The organism is Thalassospira sp. NFXS8 (genome assembly GCF_040148805.1).
GTDB lineage: Bacteria > Pseudomonadota > Alphaproteobacteria > Rhodospirillales > Thalassospiraceae > Thalassospira.
The window spans coordinates 450,685-474,738 of sequence record NZ_JAGEMF010000002.1 but is presented as its reverse complement, the minus strand read 5'-3'; the positions used below and the strand labels follow the sequence as shown (position 1 = coordinate 474,738).

24 protein-coding genes and 1 pseudogene are annotated in these 24,054 nt (G+C 53.2%); 7 read left to right on the top strand and 18 right to left on the bottom strand.

Translation table 11 applies throughout. The features are described 5' to 3' along the window. Positions 1–16 precede the first annotated feature (16 nt). The 4 genes from addB to tsaE all read right to left on the bottom strand — a co-directional run bounded on the left by addB (position 17) and on the right by tsaE (position 5,813). Positions 17–3,259, bottom strand: a complete 3,243-nt coding sequence (gene addB / locus J4E05_RS11480) for a double-strand break repair protein AddB (protein WP_349595601.1) — start codon at positions 3,257–3,259, stop codon at positions 17–19. Positions 3,260–3,465: 206 nt separating this feature from the next. Continuing rightward, positions 3,466–4,197: a nucleotidyltransferase family protein gene (locus J4E05_RS11475; protein WP_349595598.1), complete on the bottom strand. Its 732-nt coding sequence runs from the start codon at positions 4,195–4,197 to the stop codon at positions 3,466–3,468. Positions 4,198–4,230: 33 nt separating this feature from the next. Next, the gene (locus J4E05_RS11470; RefSeq protein ID WP_349595596.1) at positions 4,231–5,340 is read right to left on the bottom strand and encodes an aminoglycoside phosphotransferase family protein; all 1,110 of its coding nucleotides are present in this window, start codon (positions 5,338–5,340) and stop codon (positions 4,231–4,233) included. After that, positions 5,337–5,813: a tRNA (adenosine(37)-N6)-threonylcarbamoyltransferase complex ATPase subunit type 1 TsaE gene (tsaE, locus tag J4E05_RS11465; RefSeq protein ID WP_349595593.1), complete on the bottom strand. Its 477-nt coding sequence runs from the start codon at positions 5,811–5,813 to the stop codon at positions 5,337–5,339. The genes J4E05_RS11470 and tsaE overlap by 4 nt, the downstream gene beginning before the upstream one ends. Before the next feature lie 233 nt (positions 5,814–6,046). Here tsaE and J4E05_RS11460 point away from each other — a divergent pair, with 233 nt between their 5' ends. Further along, positions 6,047–7,075, top strand: coding sequence for an NAD(P)/FAD-dependent oxidoreductase (locus J4E05_RS11460; protein WP_349595590.1), 1,029 nt, complete (start codon positions 6,047–6,049; stop codon positions 7,073–7,075). 83 nt (positions 7,076–7,158) lie between these two features. Here the strand turns inward: J4E05_RS11460 and J4E05_RS11455 are convergent, their stop codons facing one another. After that, positions 7,159–7,620: a heme-degrading domain-containing protein gene (locus J4E05_RS11455; RefSeq protein ID WP_210402864.1), complete on the bottom strand. Its 462-nt coding sequence runs from the start codon at positions 7,618–7,620 to the stop codon at positions 7,159–7,161. A gap of 133 nt (positions 7,621–7,753) precedes the next feature. After that, positions 7,754–9,559 carry a translation elongation factor 4 gene (lepA, locus tag J4E05_RS11450; RefSeq protein ID WP_085589979.1) on the bottom strand — a complete coding sequence of 602 codons (1,806 nt, stop codon included), beginning with the start codon at positions 9,557–9,559 and terminating at the stop codon, positions 7,754–7,756. 293 nt (positions 9,560–9,852) lie between these two features. On the opposite strand from lepA, the gene J4E05_RS11445 reads away from it, so the two are divergent. Further along, on the top strand, positions 9,853–11,901 hold the full coding sequence (locus J4E05_RS11445) for a sensor histidine kinase (protein ID WP_349595585.1): 2,049 nt from the start codon (positions 9,853–9,855) through the stop codon (positions 11,899–11,901). Positions 11,902–11,955: 54 nt separating this feature from the next. Beyond that, positions 11,956–12,408 (top strand): hypothetical protein, encoded by a 453-nt coding sequence (locus J4E05_RS11440; RefSeq protein ID WP_349595582.1) that lies wholly within the window; start codon positions 11,956–11,958, stop codon positions 12,406–12,408. Between the two features lie 24 nt (positions 12,409–12,432). Here the strand turns inward: J4E05_RS11440 and J4E05_RS11435 are convergent. Next, positions 12,433–12,714: pseudogene (locus tag J4E05_RS11435) on the bottom strand (LysR substrate-binding domain-containing protein); the annotation flags it as partial. A 20-nt stretch (positions 12,715–12,734) separates the two neighbouring features. Between J4E05_RS11435 and J4E05_RS11430 the strand changes: the two are divergent. After that, positions 12,735–12,869, top strand: coding sequence for a thioredoxin domain-containing protein (locus tag J4E05_RS11430; RefSeq protein WP_349595579.1), 135 nt, complete (start codon positions 12,735–12,737; stop codon positions 12,867–12,869). Between the two features lie 102 nt (positions 12,870–12,971). On the opposite strand, the gene pheT is transcribed toward J4E05_RS11430, so the two are convergent. The 8 genes from pheT to J4E05_RS11390 form a co-directional block, all read right to left on the bottom strand. Next, the gene (gene pheT, locus J4E05_RS11425; protein ID WP_349595576.1) at positions 12,972–15,380 is read right to left on the bottom strand and encodes a phenylalanine--tRNA ligase subunit beta; all 2,409 of its coding nucleotides are present in this window, start codon (positions 15,378–15,380) and stop codon (positions 12,972–12,974) included. A 4-nt stretch (positions 15,381–15,384) separates the two neighbouring features. Further along, positions 15,385–16,455: a phenylalanine--tRNA ligase subunit alpha gene (gene pheS / locus J4E05_RS11420; RefSeq protein WP_349595573.1), complete on the bottom strand. Its 1,071-nt coding sequence runs from the start codon at positions 16,453–16,455 to the stop codon at positions 15,385–15,387. A gap of 127 nt (positions 16,456–16,582) precedes the next feature. Then, positions 16,583–16,939: a 50S ribosomal protein L20 gene (gene rplT, locus J4E05_RS11415; RefSeq protein WP_085589989.1), complete on the bottom strand. Its 357-nt coding sequence runs from the start codon at positions 16,937–16,939 to the stop codon at positions 16,583–16,585. Positions 16,940–16,956: 17 nt separating this feature from the next. Continuing rightward, positions 16,957–17,154, bottom strand: coding sequence for a 50S ribosomal protein L35 (rpmI, locus tag J4E05_RS11410; RefSeq protein ID WP_085578950.1), 198 nt, complete (start codon positions 17,152–17,154; stop codon positions 16,957–16,959). Positions 17,155–17,532: 378 nt separating this feature from the next. Further along, positions 17,533–17,937 carry a response regulator gene (locus J4E05_RS11405; RefSeq protein WP_085589993.1) on the bottom strand — a complete coding sequence of 135 codons (405 nt, stop codon included), beginning with the start codon at positions 17,935–17,937 and terminating at the stop codon, positions 17,533–17,535. 35 nt (positions 17,938–17,972) lie between these two features. After that, complete coding sequence (infC, locus tag J4E05_RS11400; protein ID WP_085589995.1) at positions 17,973–18,488, bottom strand: translation initiation factor IF-3; 516 nt, start codon at positions 18,486–18,488, stop codon at positions 17,973–17,975. Positions 18,489–18,696: 208 nt separating this feature from the next. Further along, a complete protein-coding gene (locus J4E05_RS11395; protein ID WP_349595567.1) occupies positions 18,697–19,707 on the bottom strand; it encodes a glycosyltransferase family 9 protein in 1,011 nt (336 codons plus the stop codon). Beyond that, the gene (locus J4E05_RS11390) at positions 19,704–20,939 is read right to left on the bottom strand and encodes a glycosyltransferase family 4 protein (RefSeq protein WP_085589999.1); all 1,236 of its coding nucleotides are present in this window, start codon (positions 20,937–20,939) and stop codon (positions 19,704–19,706) included. The genes J4E05_RS11395 and J4E05_RS11390 overlap by 4 nt, the downstream gene beginning before the upstream one ends. Positions 20,940–20,978: 39 nt before the next feature. On the opposite strand from J4E05_RS11390, the gene J4E05_RS11385 reads away from it, so the two are divergent. Then, on the top strand, positions 20,979–21,773 hold the full coding sequence (locus tag J4E05_RS11385) for an alpha/beta hydrolase (protein WP_349595564.1): 795 nt from the start codon (positions 20,979–20,981) through the stop codon (positions 21,771–21,773). An 83-nt stretch (positions 21,774–21,856) separates the two neighbouring features. Here the strand turns inward: J4E05_RS11385 and J4E05_RS11380 are convergent, their stop codons facing one another. From J4E05_RS11380 to J4E05_RS11370, 3 genes are read right to left on the bottom strand one after another with little or no spacing between them, the layout of a single operon-like run. After that, positions 21,857–22,204 carry a Rieske (2Fe-2S) protein gene (locus J4E05_RS11380; RefSeq protein ID WP_349595561.1) on the bottom strand — a complete coding sequence of 116 codons (348 nt, stop codon included), beginning with the start codon at positions 22,202–22,204 and terminating at the stop codon, positions 21,857–21,859. Beyond that, on the bottom strand, positions 22,201–22,614 hold the full coding sequence (locus tag J4E05_RS11375) for an EVE domain-containing protein (RefSeq protein WP_349595558.1): 414 nt from the start codon (positions 22,612–22,614) through the stop codon (positions 22,201–22,203). Before J4E05_RS11375 ends, J4E05_RS11380 begins: the two co-directional genes overlap by 4 nt. A 3-nt stretch (positions 22,615–22,617) precedes the next feature. Beyond that, a complete protein-coding gene (locus J4E05_RS11370; protein ID WP_349595555.1) occupies positions 22,618–22,896 on the bottom strand; it encodes a YciI family protein in 279 nt (92 codons plus the stop codon). A 168-nt stretch (positions 22,897–23,064) separates the two neighbouring features. Between J4E05_RS11370 and J4E05_RS11365 the strand changes: the two genes are divergently transcribed. Together J4E05_RS11365 and J4E05_RS24085 are read left to right on the top strand one after the other, a co-directional pair. After that, on the top strand, positions 23,065–23,637 hold the full coding sequence (locus J4E05_RS11365) for a hypothetical protein (RefSeq protein WP_349595552.1): 573 nt from the start codon (positions 23,065–23,067) through the stop codon (positions 23,635–23,637). Continuing rightward, complete coding sequence (locus J4E05_RS24085; RefSeq protein ID WP_503012335.1) at positions 23,627–24,040, top strand: GNAT family N-acetyltransferase; 414 nt, start codon at positions 23,627–23,629, stop codon at positions 24,038–24,040. The genes J4E05_RS11365 and J4E05_RS24085 overlap by 11 nt, the downstream gene beginning before the upstream one ends. Positions 24,041–24,054 lie beyond the last annotated feature (14 nt).

Genomic DNA, 24,054 nt, shown 5'->3' with positions numbered 1-24,054 from the left:
CCCTCAACAGAATTTCTCATTTCTCGTCTCCGGCGTTGATGGCTGCCAAGGCAGGTTCGCTCTCGCCCGTTTCTTCGCTGCCCATCCATTCGCGCGCCCGCGACAAATGCACGTAATCGGAATATTTCGGGGCATTATCGGGGTGCGGCACGCTTAAATACGGGGTTTGCGGGTCGGCAAAGGCGGTGGCAAGGGCGGCCACCCCGGCAACCGCATCGCGCGCAAGGTCATGCGGGGTGGTTTTCATCCGCGCGGTATCAATTTCGCGAATTTCCCCTGCCGGGTCCCCGCCAGATAGCTTCCAAAACGCATAGGACGCGGGCGGGCCTTTATCCACGTCATTAAAGCCGCCCTGCTCTGCAATCGCCCCTTCCAGCGGCAATTGCGGGGCGAACCCGTTAATCACGTCCTTGGCGCTGGGCGGCACGCCGGTTTTATAATCAATAATCGCAATGCCACCATCGCGCAGCACATCCACCCGGTCCGCCCGGGCATAAACCTCAAACCCTGATCCTAAAACAAGGCTGCCGCTGCGTTCGGTATAGGATGCGCGCAAATAATCGCGCCGCCCGGCTTCGGTTTGCACAAACCATTTGGCAATGCGCCCAAAGCGGGGCCACCAAAACGCCCATAACCCCGGGCGGGCTTTTAACGGGGCAAAAACCTCTTCGCCAATCGCCATCAGGCGGGCTTCGGAATCGGCGGGTAAATAATCATGATACTGGCTGATAAACCGGTCCAGCGCCTCGTGAATGTAATTGCCATAATCGGCCGCACCGGGGTCCAGGTCGATATCATCCAGGCTTTGCAATTTCAAAATATGGCGGGCATAAATCGCATAAGGGTCGCGCATCCATGTTTCAATTTGCGTGACCGACAGGCGGTTGGGCCGGGCCGCGACCGGCGGTGTCGGTGCCGGGCGGCCCACGCGCACGCGCATTTCGGCTGTGGGTTCATCAAGCTGATCGGCCAGGTGGCGCCACTGCGTGGCATCGGCCTTTTCCATTGCCACGCCAGACTTGCGCAAAAGGTTTTCAATCCGTAACAACCACCGCGACGGCACGGTTGGCGTGCCACCGACGCGCAAGGCGCGGGTCATTACCACTGTTGGCGCACAAAACAGTTGCTGAAAATCGTGGGCGGACTGGCCAATGCGATGTTCAGGGGCGGGCAAACCAAATTTGGCGCGCATCGGGCGGCTCATCCACGGGTCGGACCCGGCATCAGGCGGCCAGACGCCTTCGTTTAGCCCACCCAATATGGTTAAATCGGCCTGCTGCATCTGGGCTTCGACCGTGCCCCAAATAAACAAACGCGGATGTTTACCAAACCTTGGGCGCACCGCCCGGTCGGCCATCAAGGCATCTAAAAACGCGCCATATCGCGCGCCTTGCAAGGCATCAAATCCCGGCAAGGCCTGCAACAATTCATAAACGAAATCGGCCAAGGCTTCGCCCGCATCGCCGCGCCACAGGCGGTCTGGCCCGCTTTGCTGGTCGCTGGCCGCCAATGTTTCGCAACACCGCACATGGGTGCGCAGGGCTTCGACCGGCAACACAGTTTTATCTGCCATCAAATCAAGCAACGGCGACAAGGACGCCTCAAGGGCTTCGACCAGGTGATGCAAACGTTGATGATCATCGCGAATACGTTCGATCCGCGGGGCTGCATTCACCGCATCAGCCCTGGTTATCCGCTCGATGGTTTCATCGCACCAGCCATCAATCGCATCGGCCAAACCGGCCAATCCCGGCCCCGGGCGTGGACCGCGCAAAATTTGCAATTCCAGCAGGCGGGTCTGCGTACGAAACGTTTCGGGGGGTAAACCAGCCGCACATAACGGGTGCTTTAATAGCTCCAGCAACGCTACAGGGGCAAATTGTTCCTGCACGGTACGCACCACCAGCCGCATGAAAATGGCCGGGGCCGTATCATGCAAGGGCACCCCGGCGGAATCATCAACATCAATTTCCCAGCGCCGCAATTCAGTAGCCACCCGGCGGGCCAACCCGCGATCGGGTGTGACCAGCGCACAGGTCTTGCCGGGGTCCTCCAGCGCGTCGCGCATCATCAGGGCGATGGTTGCGGCCTCTTCGCGCGCACCGGAACAATCCACCCGCAACACACCTGCCAAAACATCGGGCGCAAAATCATCAATATAACGCCATTGATCAGTGGTTTGGGCCGGGCGCAATGCTTCGCGCGCCAAACGCCGCCGTTCATGGCGCGCATTGCCCGACGTTCCAGCGGTATGCAGGGGGGATGCGACGGACGGCACAGAAACGCGGGCATCTTCATTGCCATCCGCAAACAAATCACGCATCGCAGGCGCAATTGCCGATTTTTGAATGGCGGCACCTTGCAAAGGCACGCCAGCATTGCTGCCATCGTTGCCCCCATCTTCTCCCCCCCAAGGCAAAACATCATCCGCTGTACGCTCTATCTGGTTTAACAACCGTGCCAGCAAATGTTGTGGATGGGCGGCATCCTCGTTAATCGCCAGCCAATCGCCTGCGGACAGACCACTCATTAACCCCGGCAACACCACCCGCCCCTGTGGCAGGTTTAAAACCGCACCAACCAACGTGCGCAATGCGGGGAACGGGGCCGTGGACCCGGCCACAATCACCTGGTAGTCGGGCGGGTTAACACCCCAAAGCTCGATTTGGGCCGCAATCATGGCGTTGCGCCGGGCGGCACGGTCGCTCACCCCTTGATCAGCCAAAATATTTGGCCAAAAGGTGGTCAGGATTTGCAAAAATTCCAGCGTTAATTGCCAGTGCTGGGCAAATTCGCTCGGCACCAAACCTTCAAGATCATCGAATTTGCAATTTTCGGTTTGCACCTGGTCTAAAAAGCGGGCCAGTTCGCCTGCCAGTCGTGCCGCCTGATCGGCCGTTGGTTTTTCACCTTTGTAATCGGCGCGCGACATGATCAACCGGGTCAACAGCAATTTTCGTTGCAAATCCGGAATGGCTGGCGGTAAATCAAGCACCACATCCTGATCGGCGCGGCCAAACATCGCCAGTTCGTCTTCATCGGCCTCACCTAACGGACGAATGGTGGGAAGCAGCGTTACCTTGCCTTGCGTCTGCCGCAAAAAAGCATCGCGCATCACCTTGCAAGACCGGCGATTGGGCACCAACAGCAACGTATCGGACAAGGCCACCGGCTGATCCACCGTTTCGCGCAATAATTGCTGTGCCAGCATATCGGCAAATGGGGCACCTGGCGGGATGTAAAACAGATTGTCCGTCATTGTGGTCCCTGTTTGATAAGATTACGTCCAACCGGGAAAATCCACCGGTCCGTATTCATGTGGAAATAATGATGGTGCGAATAATGCAGACTAACGCGAATATAGCCGGGATGGCATCCTGCCAATCATCGTTTTATACGCCGCGGACACACAACAAAAATCTGGCGCGCGACACTGGGCCAGTTAAGCACCGCAATTACACTGTTTTACAACGCGGCAATCGCATCCTCGGCATCGCGCAGGGCTTCGGGCGTACCAATGTGAAACCAACCGCCGTCATGCACCAGCCCGTAACAGCGCCCGTTTGCCAAGGCCCGGTCGTAAATAACATTAAGCGAAAAGTTACCCGGCAAAATGCCATCAAACAGCCGGGGGTTTAAAATTTGCACCCCGGTAAAAAAATACGGCGCGCTGGCGGCATCGCCCCGGCGCGTTAACCGTCCGTCAACCTGCCAAAAAAAGTCACCTGCCCCGTCATAGCCAAACGCCCCCTGCACCGGGGCTATCGCCATCAGGCAATCCATATGATCGGCATCGAATGCATCGATCATGCGGGAAAAAAGCGGGTCTTTGCCTTCGGTCCAGAACATATCGGCATTGGCGACCAGAACTGCATTTTCATCAAGCATCGGCAGCGCATTTTGCACCCCGCCGCCGGTTTCCAGCAAATCGGCCTCTGGCGAACAAACAACCGACGGAAAATCGCGCTTTTCCACATGTTTCGCAATCATTTCGCCAAGGTAATGATGATTAACCACCACCCGGTCAAACCCGGCATCACCCAACCTGTCCAAAACATGGTCCAGCATCGGCTTGCCCGCCACCTTGACCAACGGCTTTGGCATATGATCGGTAAGGGGGCGCATACGCTTACCCAACCCGGCAGCCAGAACCATCGCCTGTGCCGGCTTTAAAACGGTGTGCGCATTCGTGCTCATATCCGGGTCCAGTTTACCGTGGTCAAAAAAGGATTAAACAGCGGCGTTAATCGCAGGGATCATGCGGGCATCTGGCGGGATGTACATATCTACCCACGCTTCAAGCGCTGGCAGGTTTTCAGGCGCTCCGCGCAGAATCAATTCCCAACAGCGGGGAATAAATTCCAGATACCGGGTTTTACCGGTCTCACGTGCCAGCCAGCCAAACCGGCCCAAAATACGGAAATTACGCACCATACCGGTAGCAATATAAGCGCGGTGAAACGCCGCTTCATCAATGGCGGGAAACGCCGCCAGATATCGATCCAGCATATTGCGTTCCAGATCCTTGCCGACATCATGGCGCACATCGCGCAACAAGGACACCAGATCATAAGGACGTGGGGCAAGGGCGGCATCCTGAAAATCAATAATTCCACAATCCACCCCGCCGTCATCGGTATCAACCAGCATCAAATTATCAACATGGTAATCCCGATGAATAAGGGTATCGCCAACCAGCCCGCATTGGGGCAAGACCTCGTCCAGCAGACAGTTAAAATCCTGAATTGCTTTATCGCGTGCGGTCGCATCGACCAAAACCATCGGCAGATAATCGCGGCAAAAGCTGGCAAGCTGACGGCGCAAATTTTCGGGCTGATACCGGGCCAATTCCGCCCATTCCGTGTTTTCCCTATCCGCGTTTGCCATCTCGGCATCAACACGACGATGCAGCAACACAAGAGAATCGGTAGCGCGAATATACAGGCTGGCAGGGGCAATTTCGCCCATGCTCAAGGCCTTGGTAAAGGTCAGATCACCGAAATCCTCGATAATCGCCAACCCCTGCTGAATATCATGTGCAAAAATATCCGGCACCCGCCAGCCCAGCCGGGCAAACAACGCGGTTGTCCGCACAACCGGTAAAATTGATGCCGGCCGTTCTGGCATATCGTTTAAGCCATGCGGATCAATCGATACAGCATCAGGGGCAAAATCCATCAACAAGGCCGTTTCATTACCCCTGCTTAACCGCCAATATTTGCGAGCCGAAGCATCATCAACCAGTTTTTCACGCAGGGCATCTGCCCAGCCATATTGACGCAAAAAAACATCAATCACGCTAAGCCGCTGATCTTGCCTGCTTTGGGCAAAATGGCTCATGCCGCGTTTCCGCTGATGTTATCCAGTCGCATTTCCCAGTTTTCCCCATGAGAAACCAGCTTGATCCGGCGGGCATCAGGGTTTGATCCGGGTTCGATATAAATATTCAAACGGTTTTCGGGGGTTAAATGCTCCAGTCGTTCAGGCCATTCGATCAGGCTAACGGCCTCGCTAAAGGCATCTTCGATGTCAAGCTCATGAACTTCTTCAGGATCAGACAAACGATACAGGTCAAAATGCCAAACCGGTAACGGCTCAAGATCGTAAATCTGGACCAGTGTAAAGGTCGGACTGGGCACTTCTTCGTCCGGGTTCCCCGCCAATGCACGAATATAGGCGCGGCAAAAGGCACTTTTGCCCATCCCCAGTGTCCCGTGCATCAAAATCACATCACCAACCCGCGCCACCGCTGCCAGTTCGGCCGCCAGTTTTTCTGTGTCAGCCTGATTTTTGATAACAAGATTCTTTTCCATATCCGCCTGCGCCCGCTGTGCCTGAGGTAACAAAAATCATCAGCTTTCCCCTGTTCTAAGGTCAGAAAGGACGATTTCGCAATGCTTTTAAAATCGGTTTCAGTGTAACCTGAACCGGTTAAAACCATATCAACACCCAACTATCAGGGCCAGATAACGTTGCGATGGCAGGGACAAAATGCTATTTCGCCCCTGACAGGTCTACGCCCTTTGTTTTTTGGAATGGAATCAAAATGTCGGAAGCGTCGCACAGCACGGATATCGCCATCATTGGTGCAGGCCCGGTCGGGCTTTTTGCCGTATTTGAAGCCGGAATGCTGGGTCTTAAAGCTCATGTTATTGATGCGCTCGACATGGTGGGTGGCCAGTGCAGCGCCCTTTACCCGGAAAAACCGATTTTCGATATTCCCGCCCATCCGCAAATCACCGGGCAGGACCTGATCGACCAGCTTGCCAAACAGGCCGCTCCGTTCGAACCGACCTATCACCTCGGCCAACAAGTGACGAAACTTGAAAAACGCGACGATGGCCGCTTTACCCTGGAAACCTCGGTCGGCACTGTGATTGACGCTGGTGCGGTGGTCATTGCGGCTGGTTGTGGCGCCTTTGGCCCCAATAAACCGCCGATGGACGGGCTGGATGATTTTGAAGGGTCTGGCGGGGTTCAGTATTATGTTAAACGCCGGGCCGATTTCGCCGGTAAAAAGGTAGTTATTGCCGGTGGCGGTGATTCGGCGGTCGACTGGGCGCTGTCACTACACGACATTGCAGAAAAAGTTTATGTTGTCCATCGTCGCCCCAAATTTCGCGCCGCACCCGATAGCAGCGCCAAATTACAGGCCCTTGCCGAAGCCGGCAAAATCGAAATGGTCATCCCCTATCAGCTTAAAGGCTTAAAGGGCGATATTACCAGTGGCAAACTCAGCCACGTAACGGTTGCGACGCTGAAGGGCGAAGAGCTTGACCTTGAAGCCGATCATTTGCTGCCCTTCTTTGGCTTGGCGATGGAACTGGGACCAATTGCAGACTGGGGCCTGAACCTGGAACGCAACCATATTGGGGTGACCCAGGCAACGATGGAAACATCTGTTCCGGGCATCTACGCCATTGGCGACATTGCCACGTATGAGCATAAACTCAAATTGATCCTGTCAGGCTTCGCCGAAGGGGCAAGTGCCATTCACAGTGCACGCAGCTATCTGTTCCCGGACAAGGAATTTCATTTCGAATATTCAACAACCACTGGCGTCCCTGCGGAATAACCTCAGATACATCCGTTTATTGCTCGCATGGCAAACAAAAACGCTCCGTTTCTAAAACGGGGCGTTTTTCATATCCCCATGTGTTAGTCCGGTGCCACTTTCAACACAGCCGATAGGACTTCAACAATCAGGGCATGATCATCGGCCGATGCCAACCCGGAAACAGTAATCGCGCCGATCACCCCCACCCCTTTGACCCGCAGCGGAAAACTGCCGCCGTGATCGGCATAATCGGCGAAATCAAGGCCATGATCGGCCAGAGTTTTGGTTTTGGTCTTAAGCGCCATGCCAAACCGGCGCGATGATTGATGTTCTCGCAAAACAAGGTTGCTTTTGCGCCGCGCCCATTCGTCATTGGCAGGCACAGCACCAGGCAGTGCCGCATGAAACAACACCCGGTTCGGGGTGCGAATATTAACCACCACCGGGGCATTGCGTGCACGGGCTACTTCCACCAGGGCGGCCCCAACCTTCCATGCCATATTTTCATCAAAGGCATCAAAAACCAGTTCGTTTTCCTGCCGGGCCAGTAAATCCAGATCCATGCCTGTCATCCATATCAAAAGTTGTGGGGCCGCTGCTCATCAGCTAAACGCACCCCCCCGGCGTCACGCAACATAAAAAAAGGCCGCGTCCCTGATTATCAGGCGCGGCCTTTAATGTTTATGTCCTGCTGGCTTATTTATCGTCGCTCATTTTAAGCGCATTGATAAAGGCCGATTGTGGAATTTCGACCTTGCCGAACTGGCGCATTTTCTTTTTACCGGCCTTCTGTTTTTCCAGAAGTTTGCGTTTACGCGAAATATCGCCGCCATAACATTTTGCTGTCACGTCTTTACGCAACGCCGAAACGGTTTCACGGGCAATCACCTTGCCACCAATGGCGGCCTGAATGGCAACGCGGAACATCTGGCGCGGGATCAAATCCTTTAACCGGCCGCAAATGGCACGGCCACGGGTTTCAGCCTGGCCACGATGAACCATCAATGCCAGCGCATCAACCGGCTCGTCATTTACCAAAATCGAAACTTTGACCAGATCGCTTTCGTCATAATCGGCCAGTTCATAGTCAAAGCTGGCATAGCCGCGCGAAATGGATTTCAGGCGATCATAAAAATCGAAAACCACTTCGTTAAGCGGCAATTTATAAACCGCCATCGCCCGGTTCCCGACATAGGTCAGGTCCAGCTGAACGCCACGGCGTTCGGTACACAGGGTCAAAATACCGCCCAGATATTCATCGGGCACCATAATCGACGCCTTGATCCACGGCTCCTCGATTGATCTAATCTTGGTGACCTCAGGGAAATCTGCCGGGTTATGCAGCATGATTTCTTCGTCATTGGTCATGTTGATCTTGTAGGAAACCGACGGTGCGGTTGTGATCAGATCAAGTTCGTATTCGCGTTCCAGCCGTTCCTGAATAATCTCAAGATGCAGCAACCCAAGGAAGCCACAACGGAAACCAAGACCAAGGGCGGTCGAGTTTTCAGGCTCGAACTGGAAAGACGCATCATTAAGGTGCAGTTTTTCCAGTGCATCGCGCAGCGAATCGTATTCGCTGGTATCAACCGGGAAAATACCGCAGAAAACCACCGGAATAGATGGTTTGAACCCGGCCAGCGGCTTGGCACACTGGCGTTTTTCCTCGGTAATCGTGTCGCCAACTTCGCATTCGGCAACAGTTTTCATACCACAATTGATAAAGCCGACTTCGCCCGGCCCCATCTGATCAAGCGCCAGCGGCTTGGGTGTAAACACCCCGACACGGTCGATGGTATGGGTGACCTTGGCATTCATAAAACGGATCTTCTGGCCCCGCTTAAGCGTGCCTTCCTTAACCCGAACCAAAATCATCACGCCCAGATAGGCGTCATACCAGCTATCAATCAGCAAAACCTGAAGCGGCGCATCGGCATCCCCGGTCGGCGCTGGCAAGCGGGTCACCAAGGCTTCAAGCACATCGGGCACACCCATGCCGGTTTTCGCCGAAATCATCAGCGCATCCGACGCATCGATGCCGATAACCTCTTCAATCTGTTCCTTAACCTGATCAGGTTCTGCCGCGGGCAGGTCAACCTTGTTCAGGACCGGAATGATTTCGTGGTTATTGTCCATCGCCTGATAAACGTTGGCCAGCGTCTGGGCTTCAACACCCTGTGCGGCGTCAACCACCAGCAACGATCCCTCGCACGCCGCCAGCGAACGCGAGACTTCATAGGCAAAGTCGACATGGCCCGGGGTGTCCATCAGGTTCAGGGTGTATTCTTCCCCGTCCCTGGCGACATATTTCAGGCGTACCGCTTGCGATTTGATGGTAATGCCCCGTTCACGTTCGATATCCATCGAATCGAGAACCTGTTCATTCATCTCGCGATCGGTCAAACCACCCGTTAATTGAATCAACCGATCAGCAAGTGTGGACTTACCGTGGTCAATGTGGGCGATAATCGAAAAATTTCGTATATGTTTAAGATCGGTCATGGGATGCTTTTCTAGCAATCAGCTATCGATATATCCAGTGTCACGTCAACAGATCGAAAAAGAAGTTTGTTCAAAATGCCGCGTCTGCATGCCAAAGATGCGACAGCAGGCAACCAGACAGCCCTTTTTCGGCAAGAAGCTGTCTGCGATGAAAACACCATTTCCGATCACAAGCGGATCGTTTAACAGCAACCACCGGGTCATAGCAATCTCGCTTTACGCTTCGTGCCGGTTTATTTAGGCTTTTGTCCTTCATCCGTATAGAGGAAATCGACAGGGATGCGCCCAGTACAATGTTTCTGACCGCTATTGAACCGTCTCTGTCGCAGCGAAGTCTGCGTACATTGCGTCATCGCTTGTTGCTGCTTTCCCTAAGCGGCACATTCATCGTTTTGTTATCATTCGGTATTATCCAGAAAACACTGTATGACAGCGCCCTGGAACAGGGACGTTCCGAATTGGTACGTCTTGTTTCCTCTATCAGCATATCAGTTGCGCAGGCCAGCAAACGCAACCTGCTCTCCATTCCCACCCATCAGGATAATATTTCGCTGGTGGTCGTCGACAACAACCTTGATGTGTTGCATGGCAGTTTCCCCCCTCATCTTGCAACAGAACTCCGCGAAATCCTGATTAAAAATCGCCATAATATTGATGGCAGCCTGACCTGCGAACACGGCAAAAAATCCATCATGCTGGCCTATCATGCCATGCCACGGCTTAACCGTATGACGGTGGTGATGGTGCCCAAAATGACACTCCTGCATGAATGGTTTCGGGGCCTCGCCTTGCATGCCGTTCTTTTTGCCATGATCCTGGCCGTTATGGCGTGGTTGTCGATCTGGCTGTGGATTCGCCTGAAACGTCAGCATATCCGGGCATCAGACCTGGCTGGGCATTTCAACGATGTTGAAAACAGCCTGTCAAATTTTGGCTGCGCATTAATTGGCTGGCGTTTATCTACCCCGCACGCCGCCCTTAACCTTCGGCTGAACTGGCCTGAAATATTAGGAAAATCCGACAATAATCCCGAAATGGTCACAGCAAACGATTTTATGAAGCTGCTCGGCCCGGCTTCCTATGCCCAACTGCGTGGAGCCCTGATTGAGGACCGCTGGCCCCAGGACCGCATTGCCGCAATGGTATCGCTTCATCCTGACGATAACTACAGTCAACGATTTTACCTGACCGCGACCCGCCATTCCGATCATGGGGAAAATTTTGCCACGGTGCTGTTGCTTGAAACCACCGGCAGCCAGGAAATCTGCAACCCGTTTGAAGCCTATTTGCAACATTCCCCCGAACCCGCCATTGCTGTTGATTTGCAAGGCATTTTACGCGGATTTAGTGCCGCCCTTGAAAGCGTGTTGGGTGACAAGGTTCATTTTGCCATCGGCACCCCGTTTTTTGACCTGTTTGCCGACGACCAGCGCGAAGAGGCCGCCAATGCCTTCGCCGCCTGTATCAGTGGCGAAAAACCCAGTGCCGAACTGGTATTTCGTATGGCCGACAAAGACGGAGATTTACGCTGGCTGGCGTGGCATTGCATTGGCCCGTTGGATGGCGTGATGCTGGGAAGCGCGCGCGATGTGACCGAATTTGTCGACAATGCCGAAAAACTGCGCGAAACCCTGAACCAGCTTAAACGCAGCAACGAAGACCTTGAACAATTTGCCTATGTCGCATCGCATGACCTCCAGGAGCCGCTGCGCATGGTCACCAGTTATACCCAGTTATTAAAACGGCGTTATGGCGGCACATTGGGGCCAGATGCCGACGAATACATCAACTATGCCGTTGATGGTGCCAAACGGATGCACAAACTGATTACCCATTTGCTGGAATATGCCCGCACAGGCAGCAATGGCGGCCAAACCCTGATCGATTGTAACGAGGTCCTTAACGAAGCCCAGGCCGACCTTAAAGCCGCGATCAGTGAAACCCAGGCAACCATTACCCATGCCGCCCTGCCGCAATTATATGGCGACCGGATCGCCTTGTCGCGGCTGTTTCAAAACCTGATCGGTAATGCCATCAAATATTCGCGTCCTGGCGTGCCACCTCTGATTAACATCAAAGCCGTTCGCGACCCCGAAAGACCGGATTTCTGGCGTTTTACCCTGCATGACAACGGTATTGGTATTCACCCCGAACATGCCCAGCGCATTTTCCGTCTGTTTCAGCGCCTGCATAAGGAAGAATTTAGCGGCACCGGCCTTGGACTTTCGCTTTGTCGAAAAATCGTCGAACAGCATGGCGGCGAAATCTGGCTTGATACCAACCGCCCGATCAGCGATCCCGGTGCAACATTTGTCTTTACCCTGCGCGGATCAGAGGAATGATTATAATAGCCCGGAAAATCGCGGATTTTAACCGGCACCTACAGGAGACTTGCAATGACGAAAAACAGCTTTATTCCCGCGACATTCACCGGGCTGATGTTACTTTCCGCCTGTAGCAGCGACCCGCGCATTATGCCCAACAACCATATGCAGCAACTTGCAGCGAACTTTTCCCAACGCGACATTCACGGGCCGCTACCCAGCGGCTGGCGCCAGCTTGATGGCACAGAAATCAGCTATCGTTTTGCAAACGAAACATATGGCGTTTATTCGGTAACCACGGACCAGCAATTGCTGGTAATCCATCTCGAAGACAATTCCACCGGCAACCTTGTCGGGCTGGACCAGCCGCGCAAATGCCAATGGACCAGTATTGCCGACCGTCTGACACTTGATTGTGAAAAATTCGAAAAATCCTGGCGCATTTACACCAATGGACCAGACCTGATTGCCGCCGACCTTGAAGAAGAAACCTATGCGGTAATGAAAAAACGCAGCACCTATTAGGGCCAAACAGGACCTGATACAGCTTTAAGGGGCTGTTGCCAGAACCTTGGCCAATTCCGCCGCCATAAAATCGGCAAAGGCGCGGGCGGCGGGTATCGCGGCCCGTCCAGCGGGGAAAATAGCATGCAGGTCAACCTGACCCATATCCCACCCGGTTAAAACCTCCACCAGTTGACCGCTGGCAATTTCTTGTGCGCAGCCTGCACGGCTCATGGAGACAAGGCCCAGCCCGGCCATGGCGGCTGCCGTCGCCACCTCGTTTATAGTGGTTGACAATTGCCCACTGACACGAACAGACGATACCTCTCCTCCCCGGCGAAATACCCATGCCCGCCCGCTATGTAATTGATCAAACTGGCACCATCGCCTATGCCGAGGTTAACGCTGACTACACCAAACGCCCGGAACCGTCCGATATGTTTGCTGTTCTTGACCGGTTAAAGTCGGAGAATCAGGCTTAATCACCCTGTACGATGCCCACCTGACGCGCACAGAAACAGCCCATAATAAAAGCGGACCACCATTTGGTGGCCCGCTTTTATTCAGTCTCAACACAACACCTATCAGCCGCGCAATGCGCCGCCAGTTGCCTTTTCAACAGCTGCAATTACCTTTTTGCAAACCCCGTCGATTTCTTCATCAGTCAGGGTTTGTTTGGTCGGCTGCAGGGTAATGGAAAATGCCAGTGACTTTTTGCCATCTTCGATGCCTTTACCGGCATAAAGATCGAAAATCGTCACATCGCTGATCAGGCCCTTATCCGCACTGCGCGCAGCCTTGGCCACCTGCTCGGCACTAACCGTTGCATCAAGCAAAAAGGCAAAATCACGTTCAACCGACTGGAATGCCGACGCATTTAGCGGCGGACGGTTGGTGCCTTTCTTTTTGGGCATCGGCAGGTTTTCAACAAACAGTTCAAACGCTACCAAACGGCCTTTGACATCCAGCGCCTTGAGGATACGCGGATGCAATTCGCCGAAATAGCCAAGAACGTTTTTCGGACCCAATTGCAGGGCAGCTGAACGGCCCGGGTGATACCATGACGGCGCACCTTCGGCATTCACCTGAATATTGCCCGCCGGCACACCCAGCGCATCAATCAGGGCTTCGGCATCGGCCTTGACGTCAAACACATCAACATCACGGCGCGAACCGGTCCAACTGCGATCGGTGGTTGCCCCGGCACGAAGACCTGCCGCAACAAGGCGCTGATCACCCGGCTGATCACCGAAAAATTCCGGCCCCACTTCAAACAGGGCCAAATCGGCAAAACCACGGTTCTGGTTACGCCCCGTCGCCGAAATCAGATTGATCAGCACATTGGGCCGCATCACATCCAGATCAGAACTGATCGGATTGGCCAAAAACAGACCTTTTTTCAGATCGGTAAATTCCCTGACCAACCGCGAATCGGCAAAGGCCCAGGTCACGGTTTCATACATCCCGCGCGAAGCCAGCACCCGGCGCGACAAACCAACGCGTTTTTGCATCGGGCTTAGGGCCGGGACCGGCAGGCTGGTTTCACGTTCCAGTTCCACAGTCGGGATCTGATCGTAACCGACAATACGCAAAACTTCCTCGACCAGGTCGGCTTCGCCAACCACATCGGGCCGCCATGTTGGCGCAATGGTGGTTAACACACCGTCACCAGCAGTCACAGCAAAACCAAGGGATGTCAGAATTTCGGCAGCACGGTCCTGCGAAACGCTCACACCGCCCAGTTCTGCAATGCGGGCAATGCGCAAATCAAAGCTGTTTTTGGGTGCCGGTACGGTTCCAGCAGTTACAACATGTGAAACCTCGCCGCCGCACAGTTCGGTAATCAGACGGGTTGCCACCTCGATTCCCCAAACAACCGACTGCGGATCCACGCCGCGCTCAAACCGATAGCGAGCATCAGAATTGATTTGCAGCTTGCGGCCGGTTTTTGCCGTTACGATCGGATCAAACAAGGCGCATTCAACAAACACATTAACCGTGTCGTTCTGGCAACCGGTCAATTCACCGCCCATAATGCCGCCGATACTTTGTGCAGCAGCCTGGTCAGCAATAACAACCATGTCGCTGGTCAGGCTGTATTCCTTGTCGTTCAGTGCCTGAAGCTTTTCACCCTCACGGGCATAACGCACATCGATATTACCGCTCAGCTTATCGGCATCGAACACATGCAGCGGGCGGCCAAGGTCAAAGGTCGCAAGGTTGGTGATATCCACCAGAATTGAAATCGGGCGCAAACCAATGGCTTCAAGACGGGCTTTTAACCAGGCCGGGCTTTCGCCATTTTTAACACCGCGAATATAGCGACCATAAAATGCCGGGGCAGCTGCGTTGGCGGCCACATCGTCGGCAATGGTGACAGTTACCGGGCTGTCAAAGCTGCCATCGACCGGCACCTGATAAGGATCATCCTTAAGCGTTCCCAATCCGGCAGCGGCAAGGTCACGGGCAATGCCACGAACAGCGGTACAATCGGGGCGGTTTGGCGTCAGGTTAATTTCTATGATGGGGTCATCCGCCCCAAGAACACCTGCCACCGGCGCGCCAATTTCGGCATCATCCGGCAATTCAATAATGCCATCATGGTCTTCACCCAGGCATAATTCCCGGGTTGAACACATCATGCCCTGGCTTTCGACCCCGCGGATTTTACCCGGCTTTAGTTTTGATCCATCAATCGGAATAATCGCACCGGGCTGTGCCAACGCCACCTTGATGCCGGTTCTGGCATTGGGCGCGCCGCATACCACCTGAATCATTCCGCTTCCGGTATTAACCTTGCACAGCTTTAAACGGTCAGCATCAGGGTGCTGGCCAGCTTCTTCAATATAAGCCACGCGAATGTCGGCAAGGGCAGCAGAACGATCAACAAAACTTTCAATCTCAAGGCCAATAGCCGTCAGTTTGTCGGTAATCTGTTCCACCGGCGCGTCGGTTTCAAGATGCTGCTTTAACCAGCTTAATGTGAATTTCATAATCTTAGCCTCTAACCATATTCGGCACATCCAGCGGCACGAAACCATAATGTTTCAGCCAACGCAGATCGGTATCGAAAAAGGTTCTCAGGTCGGGAATGCCGTATTTCAGCATGGCGATACGTTCAATGCCCATGCCAAAGGCAAAGCCCTGATATTCTTCGGGGTCAAGGCCACAAGCCGCCAAAACGCGCGGATGCACCATGCCGCACCCCAGAATTTCCAGCCAGTCGTCGCCAGCACCGATTTTAAGCTCGCCGCCCTTGCGCGAACAGCCAATGTCCATTTCGGCACTGGGCTCAGTGAAGGGGAAAAAGCTGGGACGATAGCGTACCGGCACGTCATCAAGCTCGAAATAGGTTTTCACAAATTCCAGCAAACACCCCTTTAGGTGGCCCATATGGGTTTTCTTGTCGATGACAAGGCCTTCAACCTGATGGAACATCGGCGTATGGGTCATATCGCTATCGGAACGATAGGTCCGGCCCGGTGCAATAATGCGGATCGGCGGCGTTTTGGACTGCATCGTTCTGATCTGCACCGGGGATGTATGGGTGCGCAGCACCAGCCGCGATCCATCTTCACCTTCGGGCAGATAAAACGTATCCTGCATTTCACGCGCCGGATGTTCGGGCGGAATATTCAGGGCGGTAAAGTTATGAAAATCGTCCTCGATATCCGGGCCTTCGGCCAGGGCAAACCCCATTTCACCAAAGATCGACACAATTTCGTCAATTGTCTGGCTGATCGGGTGAATGCGGCCTGCGGTTTCGCTCGGGCGTGACGGCAATGTCACGTCAATACGTTCACCGGTCAAGCGTGCCTCAAGGGCAGCGTTTTCAAGGTCACCCTTACGCATATCAAGCGCACTTGCAACCTGGTCTTTAACAGCATTCAGGGCCTGACCAAATTCGCGACGCTGGTCCGGGTCCATCTTGCCAAGGTTTTTCATAAGGCCGGTAATACGGCCTTTTTTGCCAAGAGCACTGATGCGGATGTCTTCAAGGGCTGCCAGATCGGCGGCCTTCTCAACTTCTGCCAGAACCTCTTCGCGCAACGCTTCGATGTTTTCCATAACTTCCGACGCTTTGGCTGGGGTGAACAGGATAAAGGGACTTAAATACAAAACGGGGACGGCCAAAAATGGCCGCCCCCGAAATAAATCAGGCAAATGCCGTAAAAACCTTTTAAAAAAAGGTTTATCAGCCGAGCGCAGCCTGGGCCTGGGTCACCAAAGCCTTAAAGGCTTCGGGTTCGCGCACAGCGATATCAGCCAGGACTTTACGGTCCAGCTCGACACCAGCTTTTTTCAGGCCATTCATGAACTGCGAATAGGTCAGGCCGTTTTCACGAGCACCGGCATTAATACGCTGGATCCACAAGCTGCGGAACTGGCGCTTTTTAGTGCGACGATCGCGGTATGCATATTGCAAACCTTTTTCGACAGCCTGGACGGCAGTACGATAAGCATTTTTACGGCGACCGCGGTAACCCTTGGCAGCCTTGATAACCTTGCGGTGACGGGCGTGTGAAGACACGCCCCCTTTAACACGAGCCATTTATACTCTCTCTTGCCTTAGCCGTAGGGAAGGAATTTTTTGACGATACGTGCATCCGCATCACAGAGAATTTCTGTGCCACGTGCATGACGTTTCATCTTGGTCGACTTTGCCGTCAACAGGTGACGCTTGTTAGCGACATTGTGACGAACCTTACCCTTGGCAGTCAGGCTAAAGCGTTTTTTGACGCTCGCTTTGGTCTTCATCTTGGGCATTTTTCTATCCTTGCAAAAAGCAATTTGACAAAAATCCCCTTCGGCGGCTGGGCATGCCCTGAGATAATCGCAATTATCTCCAGCCTCACCACCTGGTTCGGGGACGGGTGGTTATAGACTCCACCCCATGCTTTTTCAAGGAACTTTTCCACAAAGCCCGGCAAACGGCCATCAATGCTGCATTTACCGTTCATTTCGCCAATTTTGGCAGATTTCCGCGACGAAAGCGGCACAAACCAGCGCCAAACATACCCGCAATTAACGCTACACACACCCGTTATGCTTTTGCATAACAGCATCGCGTGCCAATAACCGGAATATCACAAAGGAAAAAACAGTCTCAAACAGACGAGACCATGGAAAAACGGTCAAAAACAGTTAAACAGCCGTCTTGATCAGATGCGCTTTGCCCAACCATTTTTCGATTCGGCTTAGCAGCTTCTCGCGGTTAACCGGCTTAAGAACAAAATCATTGCCCCCCGCCGCAATACCACCACGCAAATCTTCTTCGCTTTGGCGTGCGGTGACATAAATAATGGCGGCCGAAATTTGCGGAAACCCGGTACGGACCCGCAAGCTGGCTTCAAAGCCGTTCATTTGCGGCAACATCACATCCATCAGGATCACACGTGGCCGCTCGGTTTTTAAAACCGATAAAAGTTCGTGCCCGGAAGACACGCCGATGAAACGGTAACCGCCACTTTCGACGATCCGTTTAAGCAGAACAAGGCTTTTCCCGTCGTCATCAACACCGACAACAAGGGGTCCCTGACTTGCTCCCATCGGCGTCTCCTTCCGGTTTGGCTTGTCGCCACGTGTTAACGCGGCGCCAGCACCATAATCATTATCCGGCCTTCCATTTTTGGCATCATTTCCGGTTTGGCCAGATCTTCCAAATCCCCGGAAAAACGTTGCAACATGCCAAGACCAAGATCCTGGTGCGCCATTTCACGCCCGCGAAAACGCAGGGTGACTTTCACCTTGTCGCCGCCACCAAGAAACTTCTGAGCCGCACGCAGTTTGACATTATAGTCATGGATATCGATATTCGGTCGCAGTTTGATTTCCTTGACCTCGATAACCTTCTGCTTCTTTTTGGCTTCGTTCTGTTTCTTGCTTAATTCATATTTGAATTTGCCAAAGTCGATCAGCTTGCAAACCGGCGGCTCGGCAGTCGGGGCGACTTCGACGAGATCGAGTCCTGCCTCCATCGCCATGTCAATGCCTTCACGAACACTAATCGGCTGTGACAAATTGCCTTCTGCGTCAACAACACAGATGGAACGGGCTTTGATATCCTGATTGACGCGCGGACCGTCTTTGGTCGGCTGCATCGGTTTGCGTGGTCGTGCTATGGAGAATCTCCTATGACAGTCAAAAAACAAAGGCAAACAACAAAACATGCCCGATGCCCGCAAAAGCATCAGTAGCAAGTTGATTTAGCATATCCGCCTCATATCAGAAAGCAATGATTTCACAACATAAGACAGTTAGGTAACAGTTCACTGGCCCGGCACTTGCATGGCTTTGCTGTTTTGCGGTTCAGTCTTCCAGATTAAGGCGCTGGCGAATCACATCAAACACGCGGGTAATTGGCAAATTACGCAAATCAGGCTGCTGAATAATGCTGACCGCATCTTTTGCATGTCCACGCGGCGCACACATTTCCGGGTTCGAAGCATCAGAAAACAGAACAATTGCTGGCGCGCCTGCCGCCGCGGCCAAATGCATTGGCCCCGTGTCATTGCCAATTGCCAGCACCGCCTGCTGGGCCAGACTGGCGATTTCCAGAAAATCGGTGCGTCCCATCAAATTGCGCGCTCGCGGGCACATATTGCTGATCCGGTCCAAAACTTCGGATTCACTATCGGTACCAATCAGCACCGGTGTTAACCGATAATCGGCCAACATTTTTGCCAGCAAGCCAAAACGTTCGGCAGGCCAGCGCTTTTCCGGTCGATGAGGCGACCCGCCCGGGCAAATCAGAACATAGGGCGTTTTAATGCCATAGCGATCCGGCTCAACCTTGGGCGCCCGGATATGGGGCAATGGCACATTGGTAATGCCAACATCGGCAAGCTGGTCAATGTGGCGGTCAATCGTATGCATTTTATGCCGTTCGGGGTTTTTATGAGGATGCGAACACCCCCAGGCAATCCCCGACCATTCCGGCACCTTGCCCGGCCAGAACAACCGATAATAAAACGTGGTCCGGTCCGATGTTTGCAAATCATATACGCGGTCAAATTCACCGCTGCGCAAAAAACGGCGCAACGCCAGAACATCGCCAATGCGTGTCAGTTTTGGTCGCCGGTCAACGGCAATTGCATCAAAACAACCAGTCGACTTGGCCAGATCCACATAAAGTTTGGTGGTTAAAAGCGTAATATGGGCATCAGGATGTGCCTGCCTTATCGCGGCAAATGGCCCTGTTGCCATCACCACATCGCCCAATGCACTTAATTTGATCACCAGAATTCGTTGCTGCCGAACGGGTTCTTCCCCACCGACTGCCATTTCCGCACCAACCGGCGCCATTTTGTCGTCTGTCATGCCGCATTATTCCTGACGATACGCTGCAAGGCCTTGTCGTAAACCGCCAGGGTTTGTTCCGCCATCTGGGTCAGGGAAAATTTCTCAATCACATGTTGCCGCCCCTTTTGCGCAATTGCCTCGCGCCGTTCAGGGCTTAGTTTTAAAACCTGTGCCAAAGCATGGGACAACTGGGCCACTTCACCCGCTGCCACCAGCCAGCCGGTTTCACCGGGTAAAACTGTTTCGGTTGCGCCACCATGGGCCGTTGCCACAATCGGTCGTCCCATCGCCTGCCCTTCAGTCGGCACCCGGCCAAAGGCCTCGGGGTCCAATGACGGGCATACAACCACATTGGCCAACATATAGGCCGCTGGCATATCGGCGCAATGGTCAACGATATGAACAATATCCTGCACATCAAGACTGCGGCTAAGTTCGATCAATTCCTCGCGATACGCCGTGCGCCCCTGGTCAGACCCCACCAGCAAACACCGCACATTGCGATGGCCGATTTCTTCGAGCATTGCCGGAATAGCCTTGATCAAAAAGGCCTGTCCTTTCCAGCGCGTCAACCGGCCCGGTAACATGATGACATAGTCATCCCCGTTCAGCCGCCATTGGGTTGAAAGCGCAATCAACCGTTCCTGACTGACATTTTCCGGATTAAACAGGTCCACATTGGTGCCGCGCGGCACCACATTGAGGCGTTCTTCGTCAATCTTGTAATATTTGCGAATATGATTGGCGATAAATTCCGACACCGCAATCACCTGGTCGCCCATGGTCATGACCGAATTGTAATATCGCTTAAACGGGTTGGTATACCCCGAATAGGTACCATGAAAGGTGGTCACAAACGGCACCTGCATATGACGCGCTGCCCAGCGCGCACTCCAGGCCGGGGCGCGGGATCGGGCATGAACAATATCCACACCTTCAGCACCAATCAAATCAGCCAGCAAACGCCCGTTCTGGCGCATGGTCAGTAAATTTTTGGATTTAAGCGGCAAGGTAATATGACGTGCGCCAATGCGTTCAAGCTCACGCTCCAGCCGTCCGCCCTGGGATGCCACCAACGCCACCCCGCCACCATCGACAATGGCCTTGGCAATATCAACCGTTCCACGTTCCACACCGCCTGTTTCCAGTTCGGGCAGAACCTGAAGGATTACCGCCGGACGAAAGTCCGAACCTTGCGTCTGCCGCCCGGGGCGATAGACTGCGTGTGTCTCGTTTTGTGACGCGCTCATCCAACCTTAACCATTCAGCATCCAGGATTCTTGGCCCAGATGACTTATGACATGCCGACACTTATGTTTCTCGACCGGCCTGACGGATCAAAAATCGCATACCACGCGATCCCCCGCAAGCAGACAGCGACACCAAATGAACAAAAGCCCGGTATCCTGTTCCTTGGTGGTTTCATGTCCGACATGACAGGCACCAAAGCAACGCATTTTGAAGAACATTGTGTACGGCGCGGGCTGGCTTATACCCGCTTTGACTATTCCGGTCACGGACAATCATCAGGCCGTTTTGCCGAGGGCACCATCGGCCAATGGAGCAGAGACGCCGTTAGCATTCTCGACCATGTTGCCACAGGGCCGCAAATCCTTGTTGGATCATCGATGGGCGGCTGGATCAGCCTGCTTGCCGCCCTTGCCAGACCAGAGCGCATCAAAGGGTTAATCGGCGTTGCAGCCGCCCCCGATTTTACCGAAGACCTGATGTGGGCACAATTTAGTGATGCCCAAAAACAAACCCTTGAGGAAAAAGGCGCGCTGATCGAACCGACCGATTATGGCGACGATCCCTACACCATCACCCGGGAACTGATCGTTGAAGGGCGCAATCACCTTTTATTGCGCAAGCCCATCGAGCTGAACATTCCGGTACGACTGGTCCAGGGCATGCAAGACCCGGACGTTCCCTGGCAAACTGCCCTCAAACTCGCCGAAACCCTGACCAGCACCGATGTCGAAGTTCAGTTAATCAAATCGGGCGATCACCGCCTGTCCAAACCAGCCGAGCTTGATGCCATCACCCATCATATCGATGTTCTGACAGGTTTTCGTGCAGACTAAACGAGATACCAACCTTACAAGAGCGGGGCGACTCCATATGGTGCCGCCCCGCTCTCACTACTGAATTCACAGGCTTTTTTGCCTTATGCCATCACCACATTGCCGCCAACAACCTTAACCGCAACAGGCTCCAGCGCATCCCCGCTACAGGGGCCGGAAACACAATAGCCGTCTTCAATACGAAAGCGGGCACCATGTGTTGAACACAAAATCTCGCCGCCAAATTCGCTGATGAATTCGTCGGGCTCAAATTCCAGCGGCACACCAATATGCGGGCAGCTATTGACGTAGCCAAAAACCGCATCCCCCTCACGCACGACAAAAATGTTCTGCCGTGCCGCCCCTTCGCCCACAAACAGGCCTTTGGCCCCTGTGGCATCGAGGTCGCCAAGCGCACATAAAACAGTACCTTCAGGGGCAATGTGGCTCATGGTGCCACGCCGCCCATTTCGCAAATGGCTTTCCAGGAAGCATCGTCAACCTGCAGGACCGACAGGCGCGACTGCTTTAACAATGCCAGTTCGGAAAATTGTGGGTCTGCCTTGATCGCATCAAGCGTGACCGGCCGAACAAACGGTTTGACGGTTTTAACATCCACCTGCACGAACTTGCCTTTGGGATCGCTTGGGTCCGGGTAGGATTCACGCACGATCTCGACAATGCCGACAATGCTTTTTTCCTTTACCGAATGATAAAAGAACGCCTGATCACCGACTTTCATCGCCCGTAAATTATTAGCCGCCTGATAATTGCGCACCCCGTCCCAGCCTTCAATATCCTTCGCCACCTGATCATCCCATGACCAGCTTGACGGTTCGGTTTTGATCAGCCAGTACGCCATGGATCAGAAAACCTTTTTAAACGGCCGGATCACCACCGATTCAAACAAGCCTGCTTTGGCATAGGGGTCATTTGACGTCATGGTTTCGGCAGCCGTCATATCTTCCAGATCAATGATAAAAACCGATCCGTTCATCCCTTCAAGGTCCGGGTCAAGGGTCGGCCCGGCGGCAACGATTTTATCGGCATAGCCATCTTTCACATAGGCCAGATGGGCATCACGATTGGCTTTGCGCACATGAAGATGGCCGGGTTTATCAACACAACGAATGTAAAACAGCATAGGTTTTTCCTGCATTTGATAGGATTGAAAAACAAGATACCGCCAAAGTGACAGAATGATCCGCACAGCTCAAGATTGACCTCACCCGCGCCGTCATTTTGCGCCATCTGATCACCTGATTGTGTATTCTGCGCTTACGCTCTGCACAGGAAAGCGACCGATAAGACAATGAGACTTAAGGATTTCAAAAATCACCCCCTGTTTCCCTTTGCCGACTTCAGGGAAAATAATGCGGCATTTCAGCTGCTGATAGATTTTTGGCAACAGCTTGTCAAAGAGTCCCTGGGCGAGGAACTGTTCCCCAAATGCGAAACTTTGCAGGATTACGAACGCGATAACGGACCTGAACCGTTCTATAATCCGGTTATGTTCGATTTCTGGGTGCCAGCGCTTAATAGAGGGGCCCGTATCACCCTGACTGAAAATTTCGACAACTCCCCCTTACTCGCCGATGCAAAGGGAGACGAGCGATTTACCGCCTACGATCCTTTTGTCTATTACATGAGTTTCAGATGGCTGCCTGATAATAGCAAAGATATCCCTCAGATTGTTCTATGCTCGGATATGTCCGATTCTTCCCTGGAAGCTACTCAAGAAAACCTGCGCGAATTCCTTGTTGATCAGATATCTGTCGACGAAATTGAAGAAATGATAAAGAACGAAATAAGGGACATGCCTAATTACCCAACGGAAGAAGAATGGGACGCGTATTACGAACGCATATCAGAAGATGATGACTGAGATCAGAGATATCGCATGTCTGTCGCAAGAGAATGTTATTTCCCGCCTGAAACAGAACGATATTTCATGTAACGATTTCACCCGTCATTTCCCGTTAAACGGGGTTGAGGCAAATTGTTTTTGCATTTCCACCCCGGGCAATTCCTGCATTTTTGTGCTGTTATATTATTATAAATCGCATCAAATTGGTTATTGGACCAACCCCGAATACCGGGGAAAAGGTTATGGGCGGGAATTTCTGAAAACGGCCTTTAAACATGCAATACACAAATACGACCCATCCTATTTGCTGGCCCGTGTTAATGCGGGCAATACAGCAAGTGGAAAAATAATTTCAGCCTGTAAGTTCAAAGTGGTGTCAGAATTGGCCCACCAAAAACTATATGTGTGGTATCGGCCGTAAAAGACATAAAAACG